Raw genomic sequence first — 24,023 nt, 5'->3', positions numbered from 1 at the left:
CGCGCCGGGCGTCCGCGGCAGATCGGGTCGTGCCGGGTCCGGCATCGCCCGCGGTCGACGCGGTGTCCCGCGTGCCGGCGGTGTCGTGCTCGGCAGTCTCGCGATCGGGCTCCTTGGCGCTCAATGCACACTCCTCCGGTAGGACAGTGCCGCGCGGGCGGAGGCGGGGACCGGCGGCAGGGCGACGATGTGCGCGACCGCGTGTGCCGGGTCCAGACGCACCCAATTGTGCTGACCCCAATGCCATTCCTCGCCGCTGACCTCGTCGCGCACGACGGGATGATCGTGCCATTCGCGGCCGATGGCGGGCAGGTCGAGGGAGAGGAAGCCCTCCTCGGCGCCGTAGGGGTTCAGATTGACGATGACGAGCACCGCGTCGCCGCCGATCGGGTCGAACTTGGAATAGGCGATCAGGGCGTCGTTGTCGATGTGGTGGAAGTGCAGGCAGCGCAACTGCTGCAGCGCGGGGTGCACCCGGCGGATTTCGTTGAGCCGGGTCAACCAGGGCTCCAGCGATTCCCCGCGATCGAGTGCGCCGGCGAAATCGCGCGGGCGCAGTTCGTATTTCTCCGAGTCCAGGTATTCCTCGCTGCCCGGCCGCACGGCCTGGTGTTCGAAGAGTTCGAAACCGGAGTAGACACCCCAGGTGGGGGCCAGGGTGGCGGCGAGCGCCGCGCGGATGGCGAACATGCCCGGCCCGCCGTGCTGAAGGCTCTCGTGCAGGATGTCGGGTGTGTTCACGAACAGGTTCGGGCGGGCTTCGTCGGCCTTGGCGGCCAGCTCCTCGCCGAACTCGGTGAGCTCCCACTTGGCCACGCGCCAGGTGAAATAGGTGTAGGACTGGCTGAATCCGCGCCGGGCCAGGCCGTAGAGCCGAGCCGGGCGGGTGAAGGCCTCGGAGAGGAACACGACCTCCGGGTTGTCCTTGCGCACCGCGGCGATCAGCCATTCCCAGAAGTCGGCGGGCTTGGTGTGGGGGTTGTCGACGCGGAAGATCTCGACGCCCAGACCGATCCAGTGCCGCACCACCCGCAGGATCTCGGCGTAGAGGCCGTCGGGGTCGTTGTCGAAGTCGATCGGGTAGATGTCCTGGTATTTCTTCGGCGGGTTCTCGGCGTAGGCGATGGTGCCGTCGGGCAGGGTGGTGAACCACTCCGGATGCGTGGCCACCCACGGGTGGTCGGGCGCGCACTGCAGGGCCAGGTCGAGGGCGACCTCGAGGCCGAGTTCGCCGGCGGTGGCGACGAATGCGGCGAAATCGGCCTCGGTGCCCAGCGCCGGATGGACGGCATCGTGGCCGCCGTCCTTCGAGCCGATCGCCCACGGGGAGCCGACATCGCCCGGCTCGGCGACCAGGGAATTGTTGGGACCCTTGCGGTTCACCTCCCCGATCGGATGGATCGGCGGCAGGTACACCACGTCGAAGCCCATACGCGCGATGCGCGGCAGCTCGGCGGCGGCGGTGGCGAAAGTGCCGTGCACGGGCGTGCCGTCGGCGTCTCGACCGCCGGTGGAGCGCGGGAAGAACTCGTACCAGGAGCCGAACAGCGCGCGCGTGCGCTCGACCTGCACGTGATGCGCCGGGCCGCGGGTCACCAGCTCGCGCAGCGGGCTCACTCGCAGGATCTCGCCGATCTCCTCGGCGAAGGCGGGCGCGACCCGGGCGGGCAGCTGCTCGTCGCTGCGCAGGGCGGCCGCGACCGCGCGCAGTTTCTCGAACTCGGCCTTGCGCACCGCTCGAGCGGCGCGTTCGAACAGCCGCGCGCCGATCTCGAGGTCGTTGGCCAGGTCGGCGGCGCCCTGTCCGACCGACAGCTTGGCCTCCACGGCGTGACGCCAGGTCGCGATGGGATCGCTCCAGCCCTCGATGCGCACGGTCCACAAACCCGGTGCGTTGGGGACGAAGGTGGCGTCGAACACATCCGGCTCGGCGGCGGGGGTCATCCTGGTGCGGGTCGGCCGGTTCGCGCCGGGCGCGCGCACGGTCAGATTCGCCGAGACGGCGTCGTGTCCCTCGCGCCACACCACAGCGCGCACCGGGAACACCTCGCCCACCACAGCTTTGGCCGGGCAGCCGCCGGGGATGGATGGGGCAGTGTCATCGATGGCGATGCGGCCGGTCACGTGCACCAACCTACTGGACGATCTCCGGTGGCGACGGGTGTGGGGACACGCCGATCTCGTTGCCGGCCACCCCGGCGCGGCGGCCCTCACGCACCTACCGATGCAGGACCAGGGCCGTCGCCGGACCGGGCAGCGCGGCTGGCGTCGAGGAGGTCGAGAGGAATTCGGGAGCACGTCGACCCGGTGCGGCATCAGCCGATGGTGGCACGGCCTCAGCGGTCCGGCCGGTGGATTCGGTCGTCAGTGCGCCCGCTGGTCGCGCAGACCCTCGAGCAATGCGTGCAAGGCGGTCGTGGTCTGGTCGAGCGCGTCCGGCTCGGATGCGGTGGCGAGCCAGAGCGCGGCCTCGTTCATCGCGCCGGAGAGCAGGTGAGTGAGCGGGGCGATCGGCTGTGGTGCGAGCACGCCCGTGTCGACCAGGAGTCGCAAAGCCTCGCCGAGATGCCGGGCGGAGTTGGCCTCGTCGAGTGCCCGCCATTCGTGCCAGCCGAGCACCGCGGGGCCGTCGATGAGCATGATGCGCTGGATCGCGGGGTCGGTGCAGGTGACGAGGAATGCCTCGCATCCGGAGACCAGCTGGGTCCAGGCGTCCGAGGCGGGGTCGGCGGCTTCGGCGACCCGCTCGCCGACCTCGTGCTGCACCTGCTCCAGGACCGCGCGGAACAGCTCGGTCTTGCCGGCGAAGTTGTGGTAAAGCGCGCCCTTGGTGACCCCCGCCGCCGCGACGATCTCCGAGAGACCAACGGCGCCGAAGCCTTTCGAGGCGAACAGGCGCCTGCTCTCGCGCAGCAGCGCGCGGCGGGTCGCTTCGCGCTGCTGGGCGCGCACGGTGCTCGGCATAGGAAACCCCTCGTTGACATTCCATCGGTATGCGACCTACCTTACTTCACATACCATCGGTACGCGAAAGGCTCGGATATGAAACTCGGCAGCTTCTACCCCGTTATCGGCACCACCCGTCTCGCGGAATCGCGCGACTTCTACACCGAGTGGCTCGGCTTCGAGATCACCTTCGAGGCGGACTGGTACGTCAGCATGCGCCGCCCCGGCGGCGCCGAGGAGCCCGAATACGAGCTCGCGCTGCTCGACCACACACACCCGACGGTGCCGGAGGCCTACCGCAAGCCGGTGCAGGGACTGCTGCTGAACTTCGAGGTCGACGACGTCGACGCGGAATGGGAGCGCTTGGTCGTGCGGGGCGGACTGCGTGCCGAGCTCGAGATCACGAGCGAGGACTTCGGTCAACGCCACTTCATCGTCGCCGACCCGAGTGGCGTACTGATCGACATGATCACGGAGATCCCGCCGAGCGCGGAGTACGCCGCTCAGTTCAGCGCCGAGCACGCCACCGGGCAGTTCGCCGACCGGTGAGCCACGTCACCGGGCGACAGAGGGGGCCGGTGTCGGGCCGGCCGACGGGCTGAGCGTCGGGGCGGCCGAGGGGCGCGGCGTTCGGTAGGGTTCCCGGAGTGAAGGCATTGCGTCGGTTCACTGTCCGTGCCCATCTGCCCGAGCGTCTGGCGGCATTGGGTGAGTTGTCCACGAATCTGCGGTGGTCCTGGCATCCGCCGACACAGGACGTCTTCGCCGCCATCGACCCGCGGCTGTGGGGCGAGGTCGGCCACGATCCGGTACGCATCCTCGGCGAGGTGCCCGCCGCCCGGCTCGACGAACTCGCCGCCGATCCCGCGTACCTCGCGCAGGTGGACGCGGCCGCCGCGGACCTGCGGGACTACCTCGGGGCGGCGACCTGGTTCCAGCGGCAGGGCCGCGAGGACGGGGTGCGCGGCATCGCCTACTTCTCCATGGAGTTCGGCGTCAGCGAAGTGCTGCCGAACTACTCCGGCGGTCTGGGCATCCTGGCGGGCGACCATCTCAAGGCCGCCTCCGACCTGGGCCTGCCGCTGATCGGCGTCGGGCTGCTGTACCGGTCCGGATACTTCCGGCAGTCGCTGTCGGCCGACGGCTGGCAGATCGAGCACTATCCCGCGCTCGATCCGCAGGGCCTGCCGCTGCGTCTGCTGACCAGCGAGGGTTCGGCGGTGCTGGTGCACGTGGCCATGCCCGACGGCCGGGTGCTGCGCGCGCGGGTGTGGATCGCCCAGGTCGGCCGGGTGCCGTTGCTGCTGCTGGATTCCGACATCACCGAGAACGACGCGGACCTGCGCGCGGTCACCGACCGGCTCTACGGCGGCGACCAGGACCATCGCATCAAGCAGGAGATCCTGGCGGGCATCGGCGGGGTGCGGGCGGTGCGCGCCTACACCCGCGCCGAGGGACTGCCCGATCCCGAGGTCTTCCACATGAACGAAGGGCACGCCGGATTCCTCGGCGTGGAGCGCATCCGCGAATACGTGGCAACCGGCATGGATTTCGACACCGCGCTGACCGTGGTGCGGGCGGCGACGGTGTTCACCACGCACACCCCGGTCCCCGCGGGCATCGACCGGTTCCCGATGCCGATGGTGCGCCGCTACTTCGGCGGCGGGCACGGGGAGGCGGAATCGGCCCTGCTGCCCGGGCTCTCGGTGGACCGCATCCTGGCGCTCGGGCGCGAGGCCGATCCCTCGGTCTACAACATGGCGCACATGGGACTGCGCCTGGCGCAACGCGCGAACGGTGTCTCGCGCCTGCACGGCGAGGTGAGCCGGGGCATGTTCGCTGCGCTCTCGCCGGGATTCGATGTCGAGGAGGTGCCCATCGGTTCGGTCACCAACGGTGTGCACGCGCCGACGTGGGCGGCCAGGGAATGGGTGGAGAAGGCGCGCGAGCTGGTCGGGCCGGAACTGGCCGAGGAGGGACGCGGCTGGGAGCAACTGCGCGAGGTCGATCTCGGTGAACTCTGGTCCACCCGTAATACTCTGCGCGCCACGCTGGTCCAGGAAGTGCGCCGCAGGCTGCGCGTCTCGTGGCTGGAACGCGGCGCCGCCGAAGCCGAGCTGGGCTGGATCGACGACGTCTTCGACCCGGACGTGCTCACCGTCGGCTTCGCGCGCCGGGTGCCGACCTACAAGCGGCTCACCCTGATGCTGCGCGATCCCGAACGGCTGCGCGCGCTGCTGCTCGACCCGGAACGGCCGGTGCAGCTGGTGGTCGCGGGCAAGAGCCACCCCGCCGACGACGGCGGCAAGGCGCTGATCCAGCAGGTCGTGCGCTTCGCCGACGATCCGGAGCTGCGTCACCGCATCGTCTTCCTGCCCGACTACGACATGTCCATGGCCCGCTATCTGTACTGGGGCTGCGATGTCTGGCTGAACAATCCGCTGCGTCCGCTCGAGGCGTGCGGTACCTCGGGCATGAAGTCCGCGCTCAACGGCGGTCTCAACCTGTCCATCCGGGACGGCTGGTGGGACGAGATGTACGACGGCGAGAACGGCTGGTCCATCCCCACCGCCGACGGCGTGCGCGACGAGCAGCGCCGCGACGACCTCGAGGCCGGCGCCCTCTACGAACTGTTCGAGCGGGCGGTGGCCCCGAGGTTCTACGACCGTGACGGCGCCGGGTTGCCCGTGCGCTGGGTGGAAATGGTGCGTCACACTTTGCAGACGCTCGGCCCGAAGGTGCTGGCCTCGCGGATGGTGCGCGACTACGCCGTGGACTACTACGGCCCGGCCGCGGCGGCCTACCGGCAGGTGAGCGCCGACGACTTCGCCGGTGCGATGGCGCTCGCCGAGTACCGCAGGCGGGTCGAGGGGGTGTGGGGTGCGGTCAAGGTGGTCCAGGTGGACAGCGCCGGATTGCCCGATACGCCGGTCATCGGCGCGCCCCTGTCGCTGACCGCTCGGGTCGATCTGGGTGGTCTCGCGGTCGGCGATGTTGTGGTGCAGGCGGTCCTGGGCCGGGTCACGGCGGGCGACGATCTCGGCGAGGTGACCACCGTGGAGATGAGCCACACCGGAAACGATTCGGGCACCGAGGTTTTCACGATCCAGACGCCGCTGTCACTGTCGGGCGCGGTCGGCTACACGGTGCGGGTACTGCCGCGGCACCCGCTGCTGGCCTCGGACGCCGAGCTGGGGCTGATCGCCGCACCCTGAGCCCTGGCCGACCGGCCGCCACTGTGATTGCCCTGGTGAGGACCGTCACGAGTGCGGTCGGGTCGGTGTGGACCGTGGATAATTCTCCGCTAACGTCGCTGAGGCACTTGTCCCTCACGACGACCGGAGAACCCGCCATGGCAACCGAGACGCGGCCCAGCGGCCCGGGTCGCATCGACAGCTATTTCGGCGTCACCGAGAACGGATCGAACTACCGCCGCGAGATCATGGCGGGCACGATCACGTTCCTGGCGATGTCCTACATCCTGGCGGTCAACCCGAGCATTCTCGGCGACGAGGGCGCGCTGGGCGCCCAGGGCATCCCGATGCGGGCGGTGTTCACCGCGACCGCGGTGGCGGCGGTGTTCGGCACGCTGGTGATGGGTCTGTGGGCCAGGTATCCGATCGCGCTCGCGCCGGGCATGGGCCTGAACGCGTTCTTCGCGTTCTCGGTGGTGCTGGGAATGGGCATCCCCTGGCAGGTCGCGTTGTCGGGCACCTTCCTCTCCGGTGTCATCTTCTTCGTGCTCGCGGTCACCAAGGTGCGCGAGCGGATTCTCGACGCGATCCCGTTGCAGCTCAAGCTCGCCGTCGGTGCGGGAATCGGCCTGTTCGTGGCGTTCCTCGGGTTCAAGAACGCCGGGATCGTCGTGGCCAGCGAGGCCACCTTCGTGAAGCTGGGCGATTTCACCGAGCCACGGACGATGCTGGCCCTGTTCGGTCTGCTCGTGACGGTGATCTTCCTGGTCAAGGGCTGGCACGGCGCGGTCCTCTACGGCATCGTGCTCACCGCCGTGCTGGGTGTCCTCATCGGTCAGGTGGATCTGCCCGGCGGGGTGTTCGCCCTGCCGCGCGGGCTCGAGGAGACCTTCGGTCAGGCGATCGTCCATCTGCCCAACGCCTTCACCGCACAGATGGCGATCGTCATCCTCACCATGCTGTTCGTCGACTTCTTCGATGCCTCGGGCACCCTGATCGGCGTCGCCAAGCAGGCCGGGTTGCTGACGCCGGAGGGCAAGCTGCCGCGCGCCATGCAGGCATTCGCCGCCGACTCGGTGGGCACCGCGGCCGGTGCGGTCATCGGCACCTCGACGACCACCGCGTATGTGGAGTCCACGGCCGGTGTCACCGCGGGCGGACGCACGGGTTTGAGCGCGGTGACCACCGCGGGCTGGTTTCTGGTGGCGATGTTCTGCTACCCGATCTTCTCGGTGGTGGCGGCCGCCGGTGAGGTGACCGCGCCCGCGCTGATCGTGGTCGGCGTGCTGATGGCGCGTTCGCTCGGCGAGATCGAGTGGAACGAGTTCGAGTACTCGATCCCGGCGTTCATCACCATCGTGATCATGCCGCTGACCTACTCGATCGCCAACGGCCTGGCGCTGGGCATGATCTTCTACCCGATCGTGATGACCGCGCGCGGCCGGTTCAGGGAAATACACCCGGTGATGTGGGGGCTGCTGGTGATCTTCCTCGGCTATTTCTTCTTCTTGGCCGAATAGCCCGAACCGGGCAGCGGGGGAGAGCCCCGAAGTGGTCCCCGCGCCGCGTGCAGGTCACGGCGCGGGGACCGGGATACGCCGGTGGGGGAATTGGGTTTCCACCGCTGTATCGCTGCTCAATGTAATTCTGAACAGAAATGTTGGGGCGGGTTTGTGTGCTGTATCACAAGGTTGCGGCCTCGGTGGTGAGGCGGCGCAACGCCTTTGCCACGACTTCGGGATCGGCGGTTTCCCAGTACGGGGGCAAGGTGGCTCGCAGGTAGCCGCCGTAACGTGCGGTGGCGAGCCGGGAATCCAGGATCGCGATCACGCCGCGATCGTCGACGCTGCGCAGCAGACGGCCGGTGCCCTGGGCGAGCAGTAGCGCCGCGTGATTGGCCGCGACCGCGAGAAAGCCGTTGCCGCCGCGGGACTCGACCGCGCGTTGCCGGGCGGCCAGCAGCGGATCGTCCGGGCGGGGGAACGGAATACGGTCCAGGATCACCAGACTCAGCGACGGGCCCGGCACATCGACGCCCTGCCACAGCGACAGGGTGCCGAACAGCGAGGTCTCCGGATCGTCGGCGAACTTGCGCACCAGCGCGCCGGTCGAATCCTCGCCCTGGCACAGCACCGGGGTGCTCAGCCGCGCCCGCATGGCCTCGGCGGCCGCTTTCGCCGCGCGCATCGAGGAGAACAGCCCGAGCGTGCGACCGCCCGCGGCGTCGATCAGGCGGTCGATCTCGTCGAGGTAGGCCGGCGGCAGGCCGTCGCGACCCGGCGGCGGAAGATGCTTGGCGACATAGAGAATGCCCGACTTGGCATGGTCGAACGGCGAGCCGACATCGAGGCCGTCCCAGTGGACCGGCCCGGAATCCGAGGGGGCGGTCGCGCCGTTGGCGGTGGCCGGGTCGACCTTGTCGCCGGACTGCGCGGGCAGGCCCCAGGTGGCCGCGAGGCTGTCGAAGGAGCCGCCGATCTGCAGGGTCGCCGAGGTCAGCACCACGGTCGAGGCGCCGAACAGCCGCGAGCGCAGCAGACCGCCCACCGACAGCGGCGCCATCCGCAGCGTCTTGCGCGCCACGCCCGTCTTGGACTCCTCCGCGGACAGCCAGATGACATCGCGGCGCGCGGACGGGTCGGCTTCCTCGAAGGAGGTCAGCGCACGTACCGCGCTGTCGTGCACCTCCTCGACCGCGGCGACGGCGAAGGTGCGGGCCGCGGCGCTGTCCGGATCGCCCGGCGCCTGTGTGCTGCCCGGCGGCGCGAGCGCGGTGCGCGCGTTCCAGGCGGCGTCGCGGACGAGCGCCAGCGCCTGGGCCGCGCCTTCGGGCAGCCGGTCCCAGCGGGCGGGCGGCAGTTCGTCGAGGAGTGCGTGCCAGGCCTCGGCCGCGCCTTCCAGCCGGTCGACCTCGCGATCGTCGATGAGCTTGGCGCAGCGGCGGGCGGCGGCGCTGATCCCGGCCGCGGACAGTTCGGCGGTGGCCACCCCGGTGACCCGGTCCACCAGTTCGTGCGCCTCGTCGATGACGACGACATCGTGTTCGGGCAGGATCTGGATGCCGCTGATGGCGTCGATGGCCAGCAGCGCGTGATTGGTCACCACCACATCGGCCTGGGCGCCCTCGGCCCGGGCGCGCTCGGCGTAGCAGTCCTGACCGAACTGGCAGCGCGATTTGCCCAGGCACTCCCGCGAGGACACGCTGACCTGCCGCCACGCCCGGTCGCTGACACCGGGGGCGAGGTCGTCGCGGTCGCCGGTCTCGGTGTCGGAGGCCCAGTCGTTGAGGCGCTGCACCTCGCGGCCGAGCCGGGAGACGGCGAAGGCGTCGAAGAGTTCGGCCTCGGCGGGCTCCTCGGGGATCACGCTGTTGATCTTGTTCAGGCACAGATAGTTGTTGCGGCCCTTGAGGATCGCGAAACGCGCCGGACGACCGAGCGGCTTCGCCAGCGCCTCGGACAGCCGCGGCAGGTCGCGATCGACCAGCTGGCGTTGCAGCGCGATCGTCGCGGTCGAGACCACCACGGTGCGGCCGGTGCGCACCGCGTGGCGCAGGCTCGGCACCAGGTAGGCCAGCGACTTGCCGGTGCCGGTGCCCGCCTGCACGGCCAGATGCCGCTTGGTGTCGATGGCGTGATCGACGGCCGAGGCCATCGTCATCTGCCCGGATCGCTCCTTACCGCCGAGCGCGCGCACAGCGGTGGTCAGCAGTTCCGAGGTGGGAGGCAGTTCGGGCACGCGAGCAGCCTACTGCCCGCCACCGACACCAGCGGCCGTCTCGCCGGACACCGGCGAGCAGGCTTGTTTTCCACCGCCGCCGCCCTAATGGCTGCCCGGCACCGCGCCGTCCAGCTCGACCCCGGCGTCGTTCAGTTCGATCAGCGCGCGATCCACCGTCTCCGGGGCGACGCCCGCGGTCAGGCCGAGCAGTACCCGGGTCGGGAACCCGGCCGCGCGCGCGTCGAGCGCGGTGGCCCGCACGCAGTGGTCGGTGGCGATGCCGACCACGTCCACGGAGTCGACCTCCCGGGCGCGCAACCAGTCCGTCAACATGGTCCCGTCGTCTGCCGCGCCCTCGAAACCCGAATAGGCGGCGGCGTATCGGCCTTTGGAGAAGATCTCCTGGACCGGGGTGATGTCCAGATCGGGATGGAACTGCGCCCCCGGCGTACCGATGCGGCAGTGCGGCGGCCAGCAGTCGACGTAGTCGGGTGACTCGGAGAAGTGTGCACCGGGGTCGATGTGGTGGTCGCGGGTGGCGACCACTGCGGCGTATTCGCGCACCGCGAGGTGGTCGTTGATCCGCCTGGCCACCGCCGCGCCGCCGGGGACCGCCAGCGAGCCGCCCTCACAGAAATCGATCTGCACGTCGACGATGATGAGCGCCCGGTTCATGCTCCGAGATTACCCGCGCCGGTCGAGACTGTCTTCCGTGCTGATCCGGGCCTCGGCGCCCATGACCGCCGGTGCGATTCGGCCCGGCGCCCGCTGCGCCGGTGCACTCAGCCGACGAACGTGGTCGGGACGGCAGGCTCGCCCTCGGAGAGCTTGAGCCCCTCCCACGGCAGGCTGACCAGGCCGCGGCGCACCAGCTCACGGCTGTCCTCGAGGGTGGGCAGTCCCGGGACCGCGTCCCCGTCGCGCACCAGCGGGACGAGCAGCTCGCGGGCCTGGAATTCCGCTGTGCCGGGCGCCTGCGCGCCGGCCGGATACACCACTTCCTCGACGATCGTGCCCGAACTCTTCGCCAGGCGCAGCGCCCGCTTGACTCCGCCGCGCGACTGCTTGTGACTGCTGCGCTTGACCACCGGGACGCCCTCGACCTCGACGAGTTTGTAGACCATGCCCGCGGTCGGCGCGCCGGAGCCGGTGACCAGGGCGGTGCCGACGCCGTAGGCGTCCACCGGCTCGGCCCGCAGCGCCGCGATCGCGTATTCGTCCAGATCGCCGGAGACCACGATGCGGGTGTCGCGCGCGCCGAGTGCGTCGAGCTGGGCGCGCACCTGCCCGGCCAGCACACCGAGGTCACCGGAGTCGATGCGTACCCCGCCCAGCTGCGGCCCGGCCACCCGGACCGCGGTGGCCACGCCCTCGGTGATGTCGAAGGTGTCGACCAGCACAGTGGTGCCCACCCCGAGCGCGGCGATCTGGCTGCGGAACGCCTCGGCCTCGTGCGCGCCGTCGGGACCGCTGTGCAGCAGGGTGAAGGCGTGCGCGCTGGTCCCCGCCCCCGGCACGCCGAAGCGGCGCACCGCCTCCAGATTCGAGGTGGCGTCGAAGCCGGCCAGGTACGCCGCGCGGGCAGCCGACGGCGCGGCCCATTCGTGGGTGCGCCGTGAACCCATCTCGATCGTGCGCCTGCCGCCTGCCGCCGAGACCATTCTGGCCGCGGCCGAGGCGATGGCGCTGTCGTGATTGACGATCGACAGGATCAACGTCTCCAGCAGCACGCACTCGGCGAAGCTGCCGCGCACCGACAGGATCGGGGAGCCGGGGAAATACAGCTCGCCCTCCGGATAGCCGTCGATGTCACCGGTGAAGCGGTAATCGCGCAGCCAGTCCAGGGTCCGCTGGTCGAGTATCGGCGCGACCACGGCGAGCTCGGCCTCGCCGAAGCGGAACTGCCGCAGCGCGGCGAGGAGTCTGCCGATGCCGGCGACCACGCCGTAGCGACGGCCGTGCGGCAGGCGCCGGGCGAAGACCTCGAACCCGCAGCGGCGCTGCGCCGAACCGTCGGCCAGCGCCGCGGCGAGCATGGTGAGTTCGTACTGATCGGTCAGCAGCGCGGTGCTCGCGGCCTGGTCACGGGAATCCACTCCGCCACTGTAGACAGCGGGGTCGCCGACCGGCCCTGCTCGCGTTCGGGCGCGACCGGCGGGGTGTTGAGGTTCGCCCGGCGAGTCGTACCCTTGACGGCATGGGCTTGTGCAATTCGTACCCGGCGCCGGCAATCCTGTCAGCGGCACAGCCAACCCTGCAGGCGTCACAGGCGACCCCGGAAGCGGTGGAATACACCGAGATCCTGGAGGCGGAGGACCGCCCGTGGGTGACCGTCGTCTGGGACGACCCGGTCAATCTCATGCACTACGTGACCTACATCTTCCAAAAGCTCTTCGGCTACAGCAAGGCCAAGGCGACCGAGTTGATGCTGCAGGTGCACAACGAAGGCAAGGCCGTCGTCTCCAGCGGTTCCCGCGACAAGATGGAACACGATGTACGCCGTCTGCACGCCGCCGGACTCTGGGCCACCATGCAGCGTGACGGCTGAGCTCGCGGTGACGACCGAGGTTGCCGAGACGACAGCGCTCGCGACTACCCTGGCGCTCGTGCGTGATGGGACGGACAGCGGTGCGTAAGTGGACCAGGAAGAACTCGCTGGGCGGGCTCAAGCTGCGCGCCGAAATGGACCCCCACGAGGCCGAAGTGCTGCGCTCGCTGGTGGGCGCGGTCGCCGGTCTGCTCACCGACCGGGCGCACTCGGCCCCCGAGGACGAGCTCAGCGCGCTCACCGGTATGCGCACCGGCAACAGCGCGCCCCCCGACGATCCGCGTCTGGCCCGCTTGCTGCCGGAGTTCCATCGCAGCGAGCCCGGCTCGCCGGACGCCGATCGCGCCGGACTCAACAGCGCCCTGCGCGCCCTGCACGAGCCGGAGATCATCGACAGCAAGCTGGCCGCCGGTTCGGTCGTGCTCGCGACCGTGCCCGCCCACGGTGGCAAGATCGTGCTGACCCCCGAACAGGCCGACGCCTGGCTCAGCGCGCTCACCGACGTCAGGCTGGCGCTGGGCACGGTCCTGGGCATCGACGCCGACACACCCGAGCAGTTCGATCCGGACGATCCGCGTGCTCCGCACCTGGACGTCTACCACTGGCTGACCTGGATGCAGGACAGCCTGCTGCAAGCGCTCGCCCCCTGACCACACGCCGATTGCCATCGTGTCGATGATCCGGAACCGATGATCCGGAACCGAGGAGGAGTCGTTGACGGCGGTCACCGGCGCGCGTGACGCGCTCACCGACGTGGCCGGTCTGCTGGTCGGCCATCACCACGTCCTCGATCCCGATGCTGCGATCGGATCCGGCGCGGCCACCGGTTGCACGGTGGTGCGCATTCCCGGCGGTGCGGTCGCCGCGGTCGACGTGCGCGGCGGCGGTCCCGGCACCAGGGAGACCGATCTGCTCGACCCGGCCAACACCGTGACGCGGGTGGACGCCCTGCTGCTCACCGGCGGCAGCGCCTACGGGCTGGCCGCCGCCGACGGGGTGATGCGCCTGCTCGAGGAGAACGGCGAGGGCATCCCGATGGATCCGGCCGACCCGAGCCGGGTGGTGCCGATCGTGCCAGGCGCGGTGATCTTCGATCTGCCGGTGGGGGATTGGCGCATCCGGCCGACCGCCGAATTCGGTTATCTGGCCGCCCGGGACGCCACCGCCGATGTCGCTCGCGGCTCGGTGGGCGCGGGCGTCGGCGCCAGGGCGGGGTCGATCAAGGGCGGCGTGGGCACGGCGAGCGTCGTACTCGGCGACGGCCCGGCCGCGGGCATCACCGTGTCGGCGCTGGTCGTGGCCAATCCGGTCGGTTCGGTGTTCGACCCGCGCACCGGACTGCCGTGGGGTGTGGGCACCGACGGGCCCGCGCGATTCGGTCTGCGCCCGCCCACACCCGAACGATTGGCCGAGGCCAACGCGCTTCCGGTCAAAGGCACCGTCCTCAACACCACCATCGGCGTCGTCGCCACCGATGCCGCGCTCGGCACCACCGCCTGCCGTCGGCTGGCCATCACCGCGCACGACGGACTCGCCCGCGCGATCCGGCCCGCGCACTCCCCGCTCGACGGCGACACCCTCTTCGCCGTCGCGACGGGCGCGGTTCCGATATCGGACACCGCGTTGCCCGCCGCGTTCCCGCCCGAACTGCTCGTGCTCGACGCCCTGTGCACGGCCGCCGCGGTGTGCGTGGAACGCGCCGTCGTCGATGCCGTCCTCAGCGCGTCGACGGTCGCCGGTATCCCGGCCTACCGTGACTTGTTCCCCGCCTGACTCCGGCCGTGGCGAACATCGCGCTGCGGGGACTGCACTGACTGTCGATGGTGGGAATACGTGCCAGCGATGTCTGGTTGAGGGCAGTGACCCTTGAGGGCAGTGACCCGAGCAGGCGTGCGGAAGGCGTGAGACAGGTGCTGGTGATCACATCCGATCTGGTGGAAGCGATGGTGGCCCATGCCCGTGCCGATCACCCGGACGAGGCCTGCGGCATCATCGCCGGACCCGAGGGCTCCGACCGCCCCGAGCGCTTCGTCGCCATGGTCAATGCCGAGCGCTCGCCCACCTTCTACCGCTTCGATTCCGGTGAGCAGCTGAAGGTCTGGCGGGCGATGGACGACGCCGACGAGGAACCGGTCGTCATCTACCACTCGCACACCGCCACCGAGGCCTATCCGAGCCGCACCGACATCGCCTACGCCTCCGAGCCCAACGCCCACTACGTGCTCATCTCCACCCGCCACCCCGACGAGTACGAACTGCGCAGCTATCGGATACTCGACGGCGTGGTCACCGAGGAGCCGGTCCGTGTCGTCGCCGCCTACGACACCGTCTGACCGCCCCAGCAGAATCCACCCCACGATCGAGCGACATCAGGAGTCTTCATGTCGGTAACCGTGTCCATCCCGACCATCATGCGCGGCCTCACCGGCGGCGAGAAGCGGGTGCAGGCCGAGGGCGAGACCCTCTCCGCGCTCATCGCCGACCTCGACGCCAGCCATCCCGGGCTGGCGGAGCGGCTGCTCAAGGACGGGAAGCTGAACCGCTTCGTCAACATCTACGTCGACGACGAGGACGTCCGCTTCGCCGGGGGGCTCGAGGCCGAGGTGCCCGAGGGCGCGAGTGTCACCATCCTGCCCGCCGTCGCCGGTGGCGCGCCGATCGGTCGCTGATCCGACGTGGCGCGCTACGAATCGCTGATCGCGACCCTCGGCGACACCCCGCTGGTCGGCCTGCGCACGCTCTCCCCGCAGTGGGAGGGGGAACAGCACGTGCGGTTGTGGGCCAAACTCGAGGATCGCAACCCGACCGGCTCGATCAAGGACCGGCCCGCGCTGCGCATGATCGAGCAGGCCGAGGCCGACGGCACCCTGCGCCCCGGCTGCACCATCCTCGAGCCGACCAGCGGCAACACCGGTATCTCGCTGGCGATGGCCGCGAAACTCAAGGGCTACCAACTGGTGTGCGTGATGCCGGAGAACACCTCGGTGGAACGGCGCCAGCTGCTGACCATGTACGGCGCGCGCATCATCGACTCGCCCGCGGCGGGCGGTTCGAACGAGGCGGTGGCGGTGGCCAAGCGGATCGCCGCGGAGAACCCGGACTGGGTGATGCTCTACCAGTACGGCAACCCGGCGAACGCGCAGGCGCACTACGACACCACCGGCCCCGAACTGCTGGCCGACCTGCCGGAGATCACCCATTTCGTGGCCGGGCTCGGCACCACCGGCACGCTCATGGGCACCGGGCGGTTCCTGCGCGAGAAGGTGCCCGACATCGAGATCGTGGCCGCCGAGCCGCGCTACGGCGAACTGGTCTACGGCCTGCGCAACATCGACGAGGGCTTCATCCCCGAACTCTACGACGAGAACGTGCTGAGCTCGCGGTTCTCCGTCGGTCCCTACGACGCGGTCAAACGCACCCGCGAACTCGTCGCCGAGGAGGGGATCTTCGCGGGCATCTCCACCGGGGCCATCCTGCACGCCGCGCTCGGCGTGGGACGCAAGGCGCTGAAGGCGGGCAAGCGCGCCGACATCGCGTTCGTGGTGGCCGACGGCGGCTGGAAGTACCTGTCGACCGGGGCATACGACGGCACCCTGGAAGAAGCCGAGAGCAGGCTGGACGGCCAGCTCTGGGCCTGAGCGGAACCGCGACGAACCAGGTCGGCCGGGTGGGCTTCGGTAGGCTCGAAGCAGGAATCGAGTGTTGCCCGCGCGCCCAGGAGGTCGGCCATGTCCGGAGGTGGTTCGGGCTTCGGCCCGTCGTTCGACCCGCAACGGTTCGCGCCGCCGCGTCCCGGACCCGAACCCGGCCGTCCGGGTACGGCCCGGCCGTCCGCCTCCGGATTCGCGGCGGTGCGGCAGGTGGGGATACAGGCCGTCGCGCTGGTCTCCGGTTTCGTGCTGGTGCTCTGGGGGGTCGAGGGCTACGACGCCGTCGATCCCCGCAATCTCGACCAGGCCGGAATCCAGCCGCGTGAGGCCGACGGGTTGTGGGGGATCCTGTGGGCGCCGCTGCTGCACAACGGATGGGACCACCTGATCAGCAATACCGTGCCGGTGCTCGTGCTCGGTTTCCTCGTGCTGGTGGCAGGCATCGGCCGGGGACTGGCCGCGACCGCGATCATCTGGGTGATCGCCGGTGTGGGCACCTGGCTGACCGGCGGCGAGGGCACCGTGCACATCGGCGCGTCCGCGCTGGTCTTCGGCTGGCTCACCTTCCTGATCCTGCGCGGGTGGTTCGCGCGCAGCGCCTGGCAGATCCTGCTCGGGATGGCGGTGCTCGTCTTCTACGGCTCGTTGCTGTGGGGCGTGTTGCCCGGTCAGGACGGGATCTCTTGGCAGGGGCATCTTTTCGGTGCGATCGGCGGTGTGGTCGCGGCCTGGGCGCCGTACCGCGGGGCGCGCGCCGCCGAGCAGCGCGCGCCCTCCCACACCCGGTTCTGAGCCGTTGCGCAGCAGCGGGATTCACCGCCCGCGCATGGCGGCCGCGCCGGCTGGGTACCCTCGGAAGATGGACGACGAGGTTCGTGGGAGATTCGAGCGGGAGCCGGCAGCGCCCCACCGCGCGCGGGTGGGGCGCCGGAGAATTCGGGGGATCGTTTCGTGAGCGGCGATTCGGCGTGGCAGCATGAGGGCATGCGCCTTACCGTCCTCGGGTGCTCGGGCAGCGTGTCCGGCCCGGACTCCCCAGCGTCGGGGTACCTGCTGACCGGCCCGGACATGAACCCGATTGTCGTCGACTTCGGACCCGGAGTGCTCGGAGCGCTCCAGCGTCACGTCGATCCGGGGGAGGCCGACATCTTCCTGACCCACCTGCACGCCGATCACTGCCTGGACCTGCCCGGCCTGCTGGTGTGGCGGCGCTACCACCCGAGTCCGCCGGTCGGGCGCGCCATCGTGCGCGGTCCGGCCGACGCGCCGCTTCGCATCGGCAACGCCTCCGCCGAGGTCGGCGGCGAATGCGACGACTGGTCGGATGTGATCGATCACCGGGCGTGGCGCGAAGGCGAGACCGTCGAGTTCGGTGCGGGGCACACCGTCACCGCGCGCCGGATGTTCCATCCGCCGGAGTCCTACGGTCTGCGGATCACCACCAGGGCCGGGCGCACGTTCGTCTACACCGGCGACACCGCCATGTGCGATGCCGTGCAGGAATTGGCCCAGGGCGCGGACGTGCTGATGGCCGAGGCCAGCTGGACCCACGATCCGGCCAATCGTCCGCCGGGCATCCATCTTTCGGGCACCGAGGCCGGGCAGATCGCCGCGCGCGCCGGGGTCAAGGAACTGCTGCTCACCCACATTCCGCCGTGGACCTCCCGCGAGGACGTGATCGCCGAGGCGAAGGCCGAGTTCACCGGTCCGGTGCACGCGGTCGCCCCCGGCGAGACCTTCGAGATCTGAGCGGCCACCCGGGATTCGGATCGACGCTGTCGTCTAGGCTGGCCCCCGTGTCGAGACGAGCCGATGGCAGGGCGGACGATGAGCTCCGCGAGGTCAGGATCACCCGGGGATTCACCACGCATCCAGCGGGTTCGGTGCTGGTGGAGTTCGGGCAGACCAGAGTGATGTGCACGGCCAGTGTCACCGAGGGGGTGCCGCCGTGGCGGCGCGACTCCGGGTTGGGCTGGCTCACCGCCGAATACGCGATGCTGCCCGCCGCCACCCACACCCGCGCGGGTCGTGAGTCGGTGAAGGGCAAGGTCGGCGGCCGCACCCAGGAGATCAGCAGGCTGGTCGGGCGCTCCCTGCGCGCCTGCATCGACCTGGCCGCGATCGGGGAGAACACCATCGCCATCGACTGTGACGTGCTGCAGGCCGACGGCGGCACCAGGACCGCCGCGATCACCGGCGCCTACGTGGCGCTCTCGGACGCGGTGACCTGGCTGGGCGCGGCGGGCGCGCTGGCCGACCCGCAGCCCATCTCCTGCGCCATCGCGGCGGTCAGCGTGGGCGTGGTCGACGGCCGGGTCCGGCTGGACCTGCCCTACGAGGAGGACTCGCGCGCCGAGGTCGACATGAACGTGGTGGCGACCGACACCGGCACCCTGGTGGAGATCCAGGGCACCGGCGAAGGCGCCACCTTCCCGCGCTCCACCCTCGACAAGCTGCTCGATGCGGCGCTGGCCGGCTGCGAGCAGTTGTTCGTGGTGCAGAAGGAGGCGCTGGCGCTGCCGTACCCCGGCACCCTGCCCGAGCCCGCCGAGCCGTCGAAGAAGAAGTGATGAGCGCGCGCGTGCTGGTCGCCAGCCGCAATGCCAAGAAGCTGACCGAACTGCGCCGCATCCTGGCCGAGGCCGGGGTGGCGGGGGTGGAGATCGTCGGACTCGACGACGTGCCCGCCTACGACGAAGCGCCCGAGACCGGGGCGACCTTCGAGGAGAACGCGCTGGCCAAGGCCCGCGACGGCGCCGCCGCCACCGGATTGCCCTGTGTCGCCGATGATTCCGGCCTGGAGGTGGACGCGCTCAACGGCATGCCCGGTGTGCTCTCCGCCCGCTGGTCGGGTGGCCACGGCGACGACGCGGCCAACAACGCGCTGTTGCTCGCCCAGCTGGGCGACGTCCCCGACGAGCGGCGCGGCGCGCGGTTCGTGTCCACCTGCGCGCTGGTGGTCCCCGGTCGGGACGAGATCGTGGTGCGCGGCGAGTGGCCGGGCACGATCGGCCGGAAGCCGCTGGGCGACGGTGGTTTCGGCTACGACCCCCTGTTCCATCCCGAGGGGGGCGCCGGCTCGGCCGCGCAGCTCACCCCCGCCGAGAAGGACGCGGCCTCACATCGCGGCCGCGCCCTGCGTCAACTGCTTCCCGCTCTGGCCGCGCTCGCGGGGTAGACCAGGTCCGTCTCCGAGCGGTCAGACGCCGAAGTCGCGCTTGACCTGCGTGGCGTTCTTGTGTTCGACGAAGAACGACAGCAGCGGGATGGTGCCCGCCAGCAGTGTGCCGACGGTGCGCCCGATCGGCCAGCGGACCTTCTGCGCGAGGTCGGCGGTCAGGATCAGGTAGACGAAGTACACCCAGCCGTGCACGATCGCGATCCAGCTCGGCGGGTTCGCGTCGAAGCCGTATTTGGCGATCATCTCGGCGGTGAGCAGCAGCAGCCACAGACCGGTGAACCAGGCGAGCACCCGGTAGCGCAGCAGCGCGCCCTTGATCTTGGCCCGCTTGGCCGGGTCCACCGCGGTGGCCGGGGCCGCCGGGGTCGCCGGTTTGTCGACGGAGACGGTCTCGTTCTCGCCGGCGTTCACCCAGCGCTCCTCTCGCTCGTGCCTGTGCTCGAGCCACTGCTCGGGGCAGGGGCGGTGCGTACCGCTTCCTCGACGTCGGCGGCATGCAGTCCTGCCAGGTATCGGTTGTACTCGGCGAGCGCCGGGTCGGTCGAGCGGGCCGCTGTGGGCCGCTCGGGCAGGATGCCCGCCGGGATCTCGCGCGGGAGATCCCGCGTGCGACGCCTGCGCCCCTCGGCCGCCACCTGCTCACCCGCCGCCGGGCTCGCGGGCGCTGCGCTGCGCGGCCCGGTGTCCGGCTGCTCGGTGTCCTGCTCGGCCTCGCGTTCCAGGCGGACGAACCGGTAGTAGGCGAACACCACGAAACCGGCGAACAGCGGCCACTGGAGTGCGTAGCCGAGATTCTGCGCGGTTCCGGCTGCCGATTCGTACCGCTCCCACTGCCACCAGGCCAGCGCCAGGCAGGCCGCGAAGGCCACCACGACCAGCGCGATCAGGGCCGGACGGTGGTAGGCCGGACGGGAGGCAGGAGCGGACACGTCTACCACGGTACCTGTCTACTACGCAGTCCGTAGGAGCAGGTCGGCCGTGGAAACCACGCTCAGAACCGGTAGGTGACCCCGGTCATGCGCTCGGACTCGGTCCACAGCGCGAGTTGCAGTTCCCGGTTCTTCGACAGCTTGGTCGACGGGCACGGCGCCACCGGCCCCTGGCTGCCGAACAGCCGGTTGGGTCCCCAGTAGGTCTCCGGGTCGGCGTCGGGGGTGGTGGCGGCGAACAGGGTCGAATGCGCGGCCTTGGCCGGGGAGTGTCCGACGATCCGTACGGCCGGGCGAAGGACGAAATCCAGCGGGGTCTCGGTGCGGGCGAACAGTTCGGTGGCCGAGACGCCGGGATGCACGGCGTAGGAGCGCACGGCCGAGCCAGCCGCGGCGAGACGGCGCTGCAGTTCCCGCGCGAACATCAGATTGGCCAGCTTGGACTGGGAGTAGGCGAGATTGCGGAAGTAGCGACGATGGTCGTAGTTGAGGTCGTCGACGCGCAGCTTCGGGGTCTGGCGATGCGCGATGCTCGACAGCGTCACCACCCGGTCGCGAATACGGTCGAGCAGCAGGCCGGTGAGCGCGAAGTGGCCGAGGTGGTTGACACCGAACTGGGTCTCGAAACCGTCGACGGTGCGGGTGAACGGGATGTACATCAGGCCCGCGTTGTTGACCAGCACATCGAACTCGTCGGTCTTCTCCGCGAACGCGCGCACCGAGGACAGGTCGGCCAGGTCCAAGGGCACCACCCGCACGTCGCCGGGGATCGAGGCGGCCACGGGCTCGGCCTTGGCGACATTGCGGCAGGCCATCAGGACGGTCGCGCCCTTGGCCGCCAGCGCTCGGGTCGTCTCGGCCCCCAGGCCACCGTTCGCTCCGGTGATCACGAACGTCCGGCCGGTCTGATCAGGGATCTGTGTCGGGTTCCACGCCATGCGCCAAACCTTACTGCTAAGTAAGGTTTGGGCGGAAGCGGACCGGGAAACGGGTGCTCTGTCGAGCCGGGCGCGACCGAAACCGAAAGTGGTCCTGGTGTCTTCGCCGCCGTTGGCGCGGGACGATCTCGGTGGACAGACAATACGGCGGCCGAACGCCAAGCCGAACGGCGCACCCGCTTTCTGGAGGCCACTACCCGATTGTTCGCAGAGCACGGTGACTCGGTGCAGTTGCTGTCGAATACTCGCCGACGTATATTCGTGAGCGAGTAGGGAGGCGCGGTGCCCACCAAACGCAAGGTCGACAATCTGATGGCGCTGGCGATTCTCTCGGTGATCGCCGAGCGGCCCATGCACCGGTACGAGATCGCGTCCACGCTGCGCGAGCGCGGCAAGGACCGTGACATGGACATCAAGTGGGGATCGCTCTACACGGTCGTTCGCAATATGACCAAGGCCGGCTTTCTCGAGGAGGTCGGCAGCGAACGCCAGGGCGCGCGGCCGGAACGAGTCATCTACCGCATCACCGAAGTGGGCCGCGCCGAGATGATCGACTGGACCGAGGAGCTGCTGGCCGAACCGCGCCCGGAACGCAACGCGTTCACCGCGGGTCTGTCGGTGACGGCGATGCTGGCGCCGGAGCAGGTGATCGAACTGCTCGGCACCCGGATCGCGGCGCTGGATGCCATCGTCGCCGGTGTGCGCGCCGAACTCGCCGAACTGGCGGAAAGCCTGCCCAGGTTGTTCGTGATCGAGAGCGAATACGGGCTGGCCATGCTGGAGGCCGAGGCGGCCTGGGCGCGAGGCTGGCGCGCCGAACTCGTCGACGGCACCTTTCCCGATCTCGCGCTGTGGCGCACGATCCAGGAATCCGGCCCGGTCCGTGAGTCCACCGAAGGGGGGATGGCCGACCCAGAGCACCCGTGACGAACCCGCTCCCGGCGGCGATGCGGCAACACCGCCGCCGGGACAGGGCAACCGACTCGAACCGCGCACGCGAACGCACACCCGGCCACGAGGCTGGCAACCACAGGATAGCTCCGGGTGGGTCAGGCGCGGCGGTTCGCCGTGTCCCGAACGAACCCTTTCGGAGGTATTTCCATGTCCGCAATACGTTCCGCGATCGTCGCCGGTGGCGGCATCGCAGGCCCCGTCGTCGCCACCGCTTTGCTGAAAGCGGGGATCGACGCCCGCGTCTACGAGGCCTACCCCGGTCCCTCCTACGGCATCGGCAGCGGGCTCGCCCTGGCGCCGAACGGCCTGGCCGCCCTCGACCTGCTCGGCGCGGGAGATCCGGTGCGCGCCATCGCCGTTCCGGTCTCGGCCATGATGCTCGCGATCGGTGGCCGCGCGCACCGTCTGCCCGTCGCCGAGGGTGAGCCGCCGCTGCAGTTGGTCGACCGCGCCGCACTGCACACGGTGCTGCACGAGCACGCCCTCGCCGCGGGTGTGCCGTTCCACTACGGCAACCGGCTCGTCGGCGCCGACGAGCACGCCGACGGCGTCACCGCACGCTTCGCCGACGGCTCCACCGCCACCGCCGACATCCTGATCGGCGCCGACGGAATCCGTTCCACCGTGCGCACTCTCATCGACCCCGACGCGCCGGGACCGACCTACACCGGACTGCTCGGCTTCGGCGCGACTGTCGAATGCGAGGTCGAGACCCCACCCGAGACGATGGTCTTCGCCTATGGCAAACGCGCCTACTACCTGTATTGGGCCGACCGCGACGGACGGGTCGGCTGGGGCGCCAATCTGCCTTCCAAGCAGTATCTGACGCTGGCGCAGGCCCGCGACGTACCCGCCGCGCGCTGGCTCGAGATCCTGCGCGAGACCTACGGCGCGGACACCCCGGGCGGGGAACTCGCGCGCCGGACGCGGGCGGACCAGCTCGACGTGACCGGCGGCCTGCATATCATGCCGCCGGTGCCGCACTGGTTCCGCGATCGCATGGTGCTGGTCGGCGACGCCGTGCACGCGCCGTCCAACAGTTCGGGCCAGGGCGCCTCGCTGGCGGTGGAGAGCGCCGTGCAGCTGGCCCGTTGCCTGCGCGACCTGCCCGATCCCGTCGCGGCGTTCACCGCCTACGAGCGGCTGCGTCGCCCCCGGGTGGAGGGCATCGCCGCCCGCGCGGCCAGGATCAACCGCAGCAAGACGCCCGGACCGGTGGGCCGGGCGGTGATGAACCTGCTGATGCCGGTGATGACTCGGACCGTTATGAAGCCCGACGAGCGCGCCGCCGCCGAGCGCGGTTATCGCATCGACTGGGCGGCGCCGGTTCCGCGGGAGCTCGTCGGAGCCTGATCGGCCCTACCCGCCCACCGAGGGTGGGTAAACGCTCACCCTCGGAGGCGGGCGGTGCAGCACTGGGGTTCCTGTCGTGGGCGACCGCCTGCGGACAGAGTTGAGACACCACCTCGTCACTGCCCCGCCGACTCGTCAGGAGTCCCTCATGCAGACCACCGCCACCCGCACCCGCACCTTCCGTTCCGACGCCGCGATCGCCGTCTGGACGCCGGAAGGCGCGCTCACCCACCGCGAACTCGACAGCTGGTCCAATCGGCTGGCGCGGGTGCTGCTGGGTATGGGCGCCGGTCCCGGCGCGGTCGTGGCCGTGGCCGTCGAGCCGCTGATCGAGGATCTGGTCACCCGCACCGCGATCGCCAAGATCGGGGCCACCGCGGTTCCGGCAGGCACCCAGGTGCCCGCGCCCGCGTTCGGCGTCACCACCGAGGACGCGCGCGGCGCGCTCGGCGACACGATCCCGTGGCTGGTGCTCGACGACCGATCCACCCTGCTGCGGTACCTGACCGGCTCGGACGCCCCGCTCACCGACGCCGAGCTGAACGGGCTGCGCCCGGCCTCCTGAGCCGAGGCACGCCCGCCCACGCGGCGGACATGCGCATTCCGAGCT

General features: G+C 70.3%; 24 protein-coding genes. 16 read left to right on the top strand and 8 right to left on the bottom strand.

The window, feature by feature from the left end; all coding sequences use genetic code 11:
• Positions 1 to 120: 120 nt before the first annotated feature.
• Positions 121 to 2,124 carry an alpha-1,4-glucan--maltose-1-phosphate maltosyltransferase gene (locus NS3_RS23725; protein ID WP_067863726.1) on the bottom strand — a complete coding sequence of 668 codons (2,004 nt, stop codon included), beginning with the start codon at positions 2,122 to 2,124 and terminating at the stop codon, positions 121 to 123.
• A gap of 240 nt (positions 2,125 to 2,364) precedes the next feature.
• Positions 2,365 to 2,964 carry a TetR/AcrR family transcriptional regulator gene (locus tag NS3_RS23720; protein WP_067863723.1) on the bottom strand — a complete coding sequence of 200 codons (600 nt, stop codon included), beginning with the start codon at positions 2,962 to 2,964 and terminating at the stop codon, positions 2,365 to 2,367.
• 78 nt (positions 2,965 to 3,042) lie between these two features.
• On the opposite strand from NS3_RS23720, the gene NS3_RS23715 reads away from it, so the two are divergent.
• From NS3_RS23715 to NS3_RS23705, 3 genes are all read left to right on the top strand, one after another.
• Complete coding sequence (locus NS3_RS23715) at positions 3,043 to 3,495, top strand: VOC family protein (RefSeq protein WP_067863720.1); 453 nt, start codon at positions 3,043 to 3,045, stop codon at positions 3,493 to 3,495.
• Positions 3,496 to 3,593: 98 nt separating this feature from the next.
• Positions 3,594 to 6,161 carry an alpha-glucan family phosphorylase gene (gene glgP / locus NS3_RS23710; RefSeq protein WP_067863717.1) on the top strand — a complete coding sequence of 856 codons (2,568 nt, stop codon included), beginning with the start codon at positions 3,594 to 3,596 and terminating at the stop codon, positions 6,159 to 6,161.
• Positions 6,162 to 6,298: 137 nt separating this feature from the next.
• A complete protein-coding gene (locus NS3_RS23705) occupies positions 6,299 to 7,660 on the top strand; it encodes an NCS2 family permease (protein WP_067863714.1) in 1,362 nt (453 codons plus the stop codon).
• A 163-nt stretch (positions 7,661 to 7,823) separates the two neighbouring features.
• Here the strand turns inward: NS3_RS23705 and NS3_RS23700 are convergent, their stop codons facing one another.
• From NS3_RS23700 to NS3_RS23690, 3 genes are all read right to left on the bottom strand, one after another.
• Positions 7,824 to 9,878: an ATP-dependent DNA helicase gene (locus NS3_RS23700; RefSeq protein ID WP_067863711.1), complete on the bottom strand. Its 2,055-nt coding sequence runs from the start codon at positions 9,876 to 9,878 to the stop codon at positions 7,824 to 7,826.
• An 84-nt stretch (positions 9,879 to 9,962) separates the two neighbouring features.
• Complete coding sequence (locus NS3_RS23695; RefSeq protein ID WP_067863709.1) at positions 9,963 to 10,535, bottom strand: nicotinamidase; 573 nt, start codon at positions 10,533 to 10,535, stop codon at positions 9,963 to 9,965.
• A 107-nt stretch (positions 10,536 to 10,642) separates the two neighbouring features.
• Entirely contained in the window at positions 10,643 to 11,956 is a 1,314-nt protein-coding gene (locus tag NS3_RS23690) for a nicotinate phosphoribosyltransferase (RefSeq protein ID WP_067863706.1), read from the bottom strand.
• Positions 11,957 to 12,057: 101 nt separating this feature from the next.
• On the opposite strand from NS3_RS23690, the gene clpS reads away from it, so the two are divergent.
• The 10 genes from clpS to rdgB all read left to right on the top strand — a co-directional run bounded on the left by clpS (position 12,058) and on the right by rdgB (position 19,236).
• A complete protein-coding gene (gene clpS / locus NS3_RS23685) occupies positions 12,058 to 12,408 on the top strand; it encodes an ATP-dependent Clp protease adapter ClpS (protein ID WP_067863704.1) in 351 nt (116 codons plus the stop codon).
• Positions 12,409 to 12,488: 80 nt separating this feature from the next.
• Entirely contained in the window at positions 12,489 to 13,058 is a 570-nt protein-coding gene (gene aosR, locus NS3_RS23680) for an oxidative stress transcriptional regulator AosR (protein ID WP_067863701.1), read from the top strand.
• Between the two features lie 64 nt (positions 13,059 to 13,122).
• Positions 13,123 to 14,181 carry a P1 family peptidase gene (locus NS3_RS23675; protein WP_067863698.1) on the top strand — a complete coding sequence of 353 codons (1,059 nt, stop codon included), beginning with the start codon at positions 13,123 to 13,125 and terminating at the stop codon, positions 14,179 to 14,181.
• A 137-nt stretch (positions 14,182 to 14,318) separates the two neighbouring features.
• The gene (locus tag NS3_RS23670; protein ID WP_067863695.1) at positions 14,319 to 14,741 is read left to right on the top strand and encodes a M67 family metallopeptidase; all 423 of its coding nucleotides are present in this window, start codon (positions 14,319 to 14,321) and stop codon (positions 14,739 to 14,741) included.
• A 48-nt stretch (positions 14,742 to 14,789) separates the two neighbouring features.
• Positions 14,790 to 15,077: a MoaD/ThiS family protein gene (locus NS3_RS23665; protein WP_067863692.1), complete on the top strand. Its 288-nt coding sequence runs from the start codon at positions 14,790 to 14,792 to the stop codon at positions 15,075 to 15,077.
• 6 nt (positions 15,078 to 15,083) lie between these two features.
• Complete coding sequence (locus tag NS3_RS23660) at positions 15,084 to 16,046, top strand: PLP-dependent cysteine synthase family protein (protein ID WP_067863689.1); 963 nt, start codon at positions 15,084 to 15,086, stop codon at positions 16,044 to 16,046.
• A gap of 90 nt (positions 16,047 to 16,136) precedes the next feature.
• Positions 16,137 to 16,850 (top strand): rhomboid family intramembrane serine protease, encoded by a 714-nt coding sequence (locus NS3_RS23655; RefSeq protein ID WP_084495867.1) that lies wholly within the window; start codon positions 16,137 to 16,139, stop codon positions 16,848 to 16,850.
• 192 nt (positions 16,851 to 17,042) lie between these two features.
• A complete protein-coding gene (locus NS3_RS23650) occupies positions 17,043 to 17,807 on the top strand; it encodes a cyclic nucleotide-degrading phosphodiesterase (protein WP_084495868.1) in 765 nt (254 codons plus the stop codon).
• 47 nt (positions 17,808 to 17,854) lie between these two features.
• Entirely contained in the window at positions 17,855 to 18,628 is a 774-nt protein-coding gene (gene rph, locus NS3_RS23645; RefSeq protein WP_067863682.1) for a ribonuclease PH, read from the top strand.
• Entirely contained in the window at positions 18,628 to 19,236 is a 609-nt protein-coding gene (gene rdgB, locus NS3_RS23640) for an RdgB/HAM1 family non-canonical purine NTP pyrophosphatase (protein WP_067863679.1), read from the top strand. The genes rph and rdgB overlap by 1 nt, the downstream gene beginning before the upstream one ends.
• A gap of 21 nt (positions 19,237 to 19,257) precedes the next feature.
• Here rdgB and NS3_RS23635 read toward each other — a convergent pair whose 3' ends face one another.
• The 3 genes from NS3_RS23635 to NS3_RS23625 all read right to left on the bottom strand — a co-directional run bounded on the left by NS3_RS23635 (position 19,258) and on the right by NS3_RS23625 (position 21,106).
• Positions 19,258 to 19,581, bottom strand: coding sequence for a DUF3817 domain-containing protein (locus NS3_RS23635; protein WP_067863762.1), 324 nt, complete (start codon positions 19,579 to 19,581; stop codon positions 19,258 to 19,260).
• Between the two features lie 65 nt (positions 19,582 to 19,646).
• Positions 19,647 to 20,168 (bottom strand): transcriptional regulator, encoded by a 522-nt coding sequence (locus NS3_RS23630; protein ID WP_157101503.1) that lies wholly within the window; start codon positions 20,166 to 20,168, stop codon positions 19,647 to 19,649.
• Positions 20,169 to 20,230: 62 nt separating this feature from the next.
• Positions 20,231 to 21,106 carry an oxidoreductase gene (locus NS3_RS23625; protein WP_067863673.1) on the bottom strand — a complete coding sequence of 292 codons (876 nt, stop codon included), beginning with the start codon at positions 21,104 to 21,106 and terminating at the stop codon, positions 20,231 to 20,233.
• Between the two features lie 282 nt (positions 21,107 to 21,388).
• Between NS3_RS23625 and NS3_RS23620 the strand changes: the two genes are divergently transcribed.
• From NS3_RS23620 to NS3_RS23610, 3 genes are all read left to right on the top strand, one after another.
• A complete protein-coding gene (locus tag NS3_RS23620; RefSeq protein ID WP_157101502.1) occupies positions 21,389 to 22,033 on the top strand; it encodes a PadR family transcriptional regulator in 645 nt (214 codons plus the stop codon).
• Between the two features lie 174 nt (positions 22,034 to 22,207).
• On the top strand, positions 22,208 to 23,413 hold the full coding sequence (locus NS3_RS23615) for an FAD-dependent oxidoreductase (RefSeq protein ID WP_067863670.1): 1,206 nt from the start codon (positions 22,208 to 22,210) through the stop codon (positions 23,411 to 23,413).
• 148 nt (positions 23,414 to 23,561) lie between these two features.
• Positions 23,562 to 23,978 carry an AMP-binding protein gene (locus NS3_RS23610; RefSeq protein WP_067863666.1) on the top strand — a complete coding sequence of 139 codons (417 nt, stop codon included), beginning with the start codon at positions 23,562 to 23,564 and terminating at the stop codon, positions 23,976 to 23,978.
• Positions 23,979 to 24,023 lie beyond the last annotated feature (45 nt).

It is taken from the genome of Nocardia shimofusensis NBRC 100134, assembly GCF_001613125.1.
GTDB lineage: Bacteria > Actinomycetota > Actinomycetes > Mycobacteriales > Mycobacteriaceae > Nocardia > Nocardia shimofusensis.
This window is presented reverse-complemented; position numbering and strand designations above follow the sequence as displayed.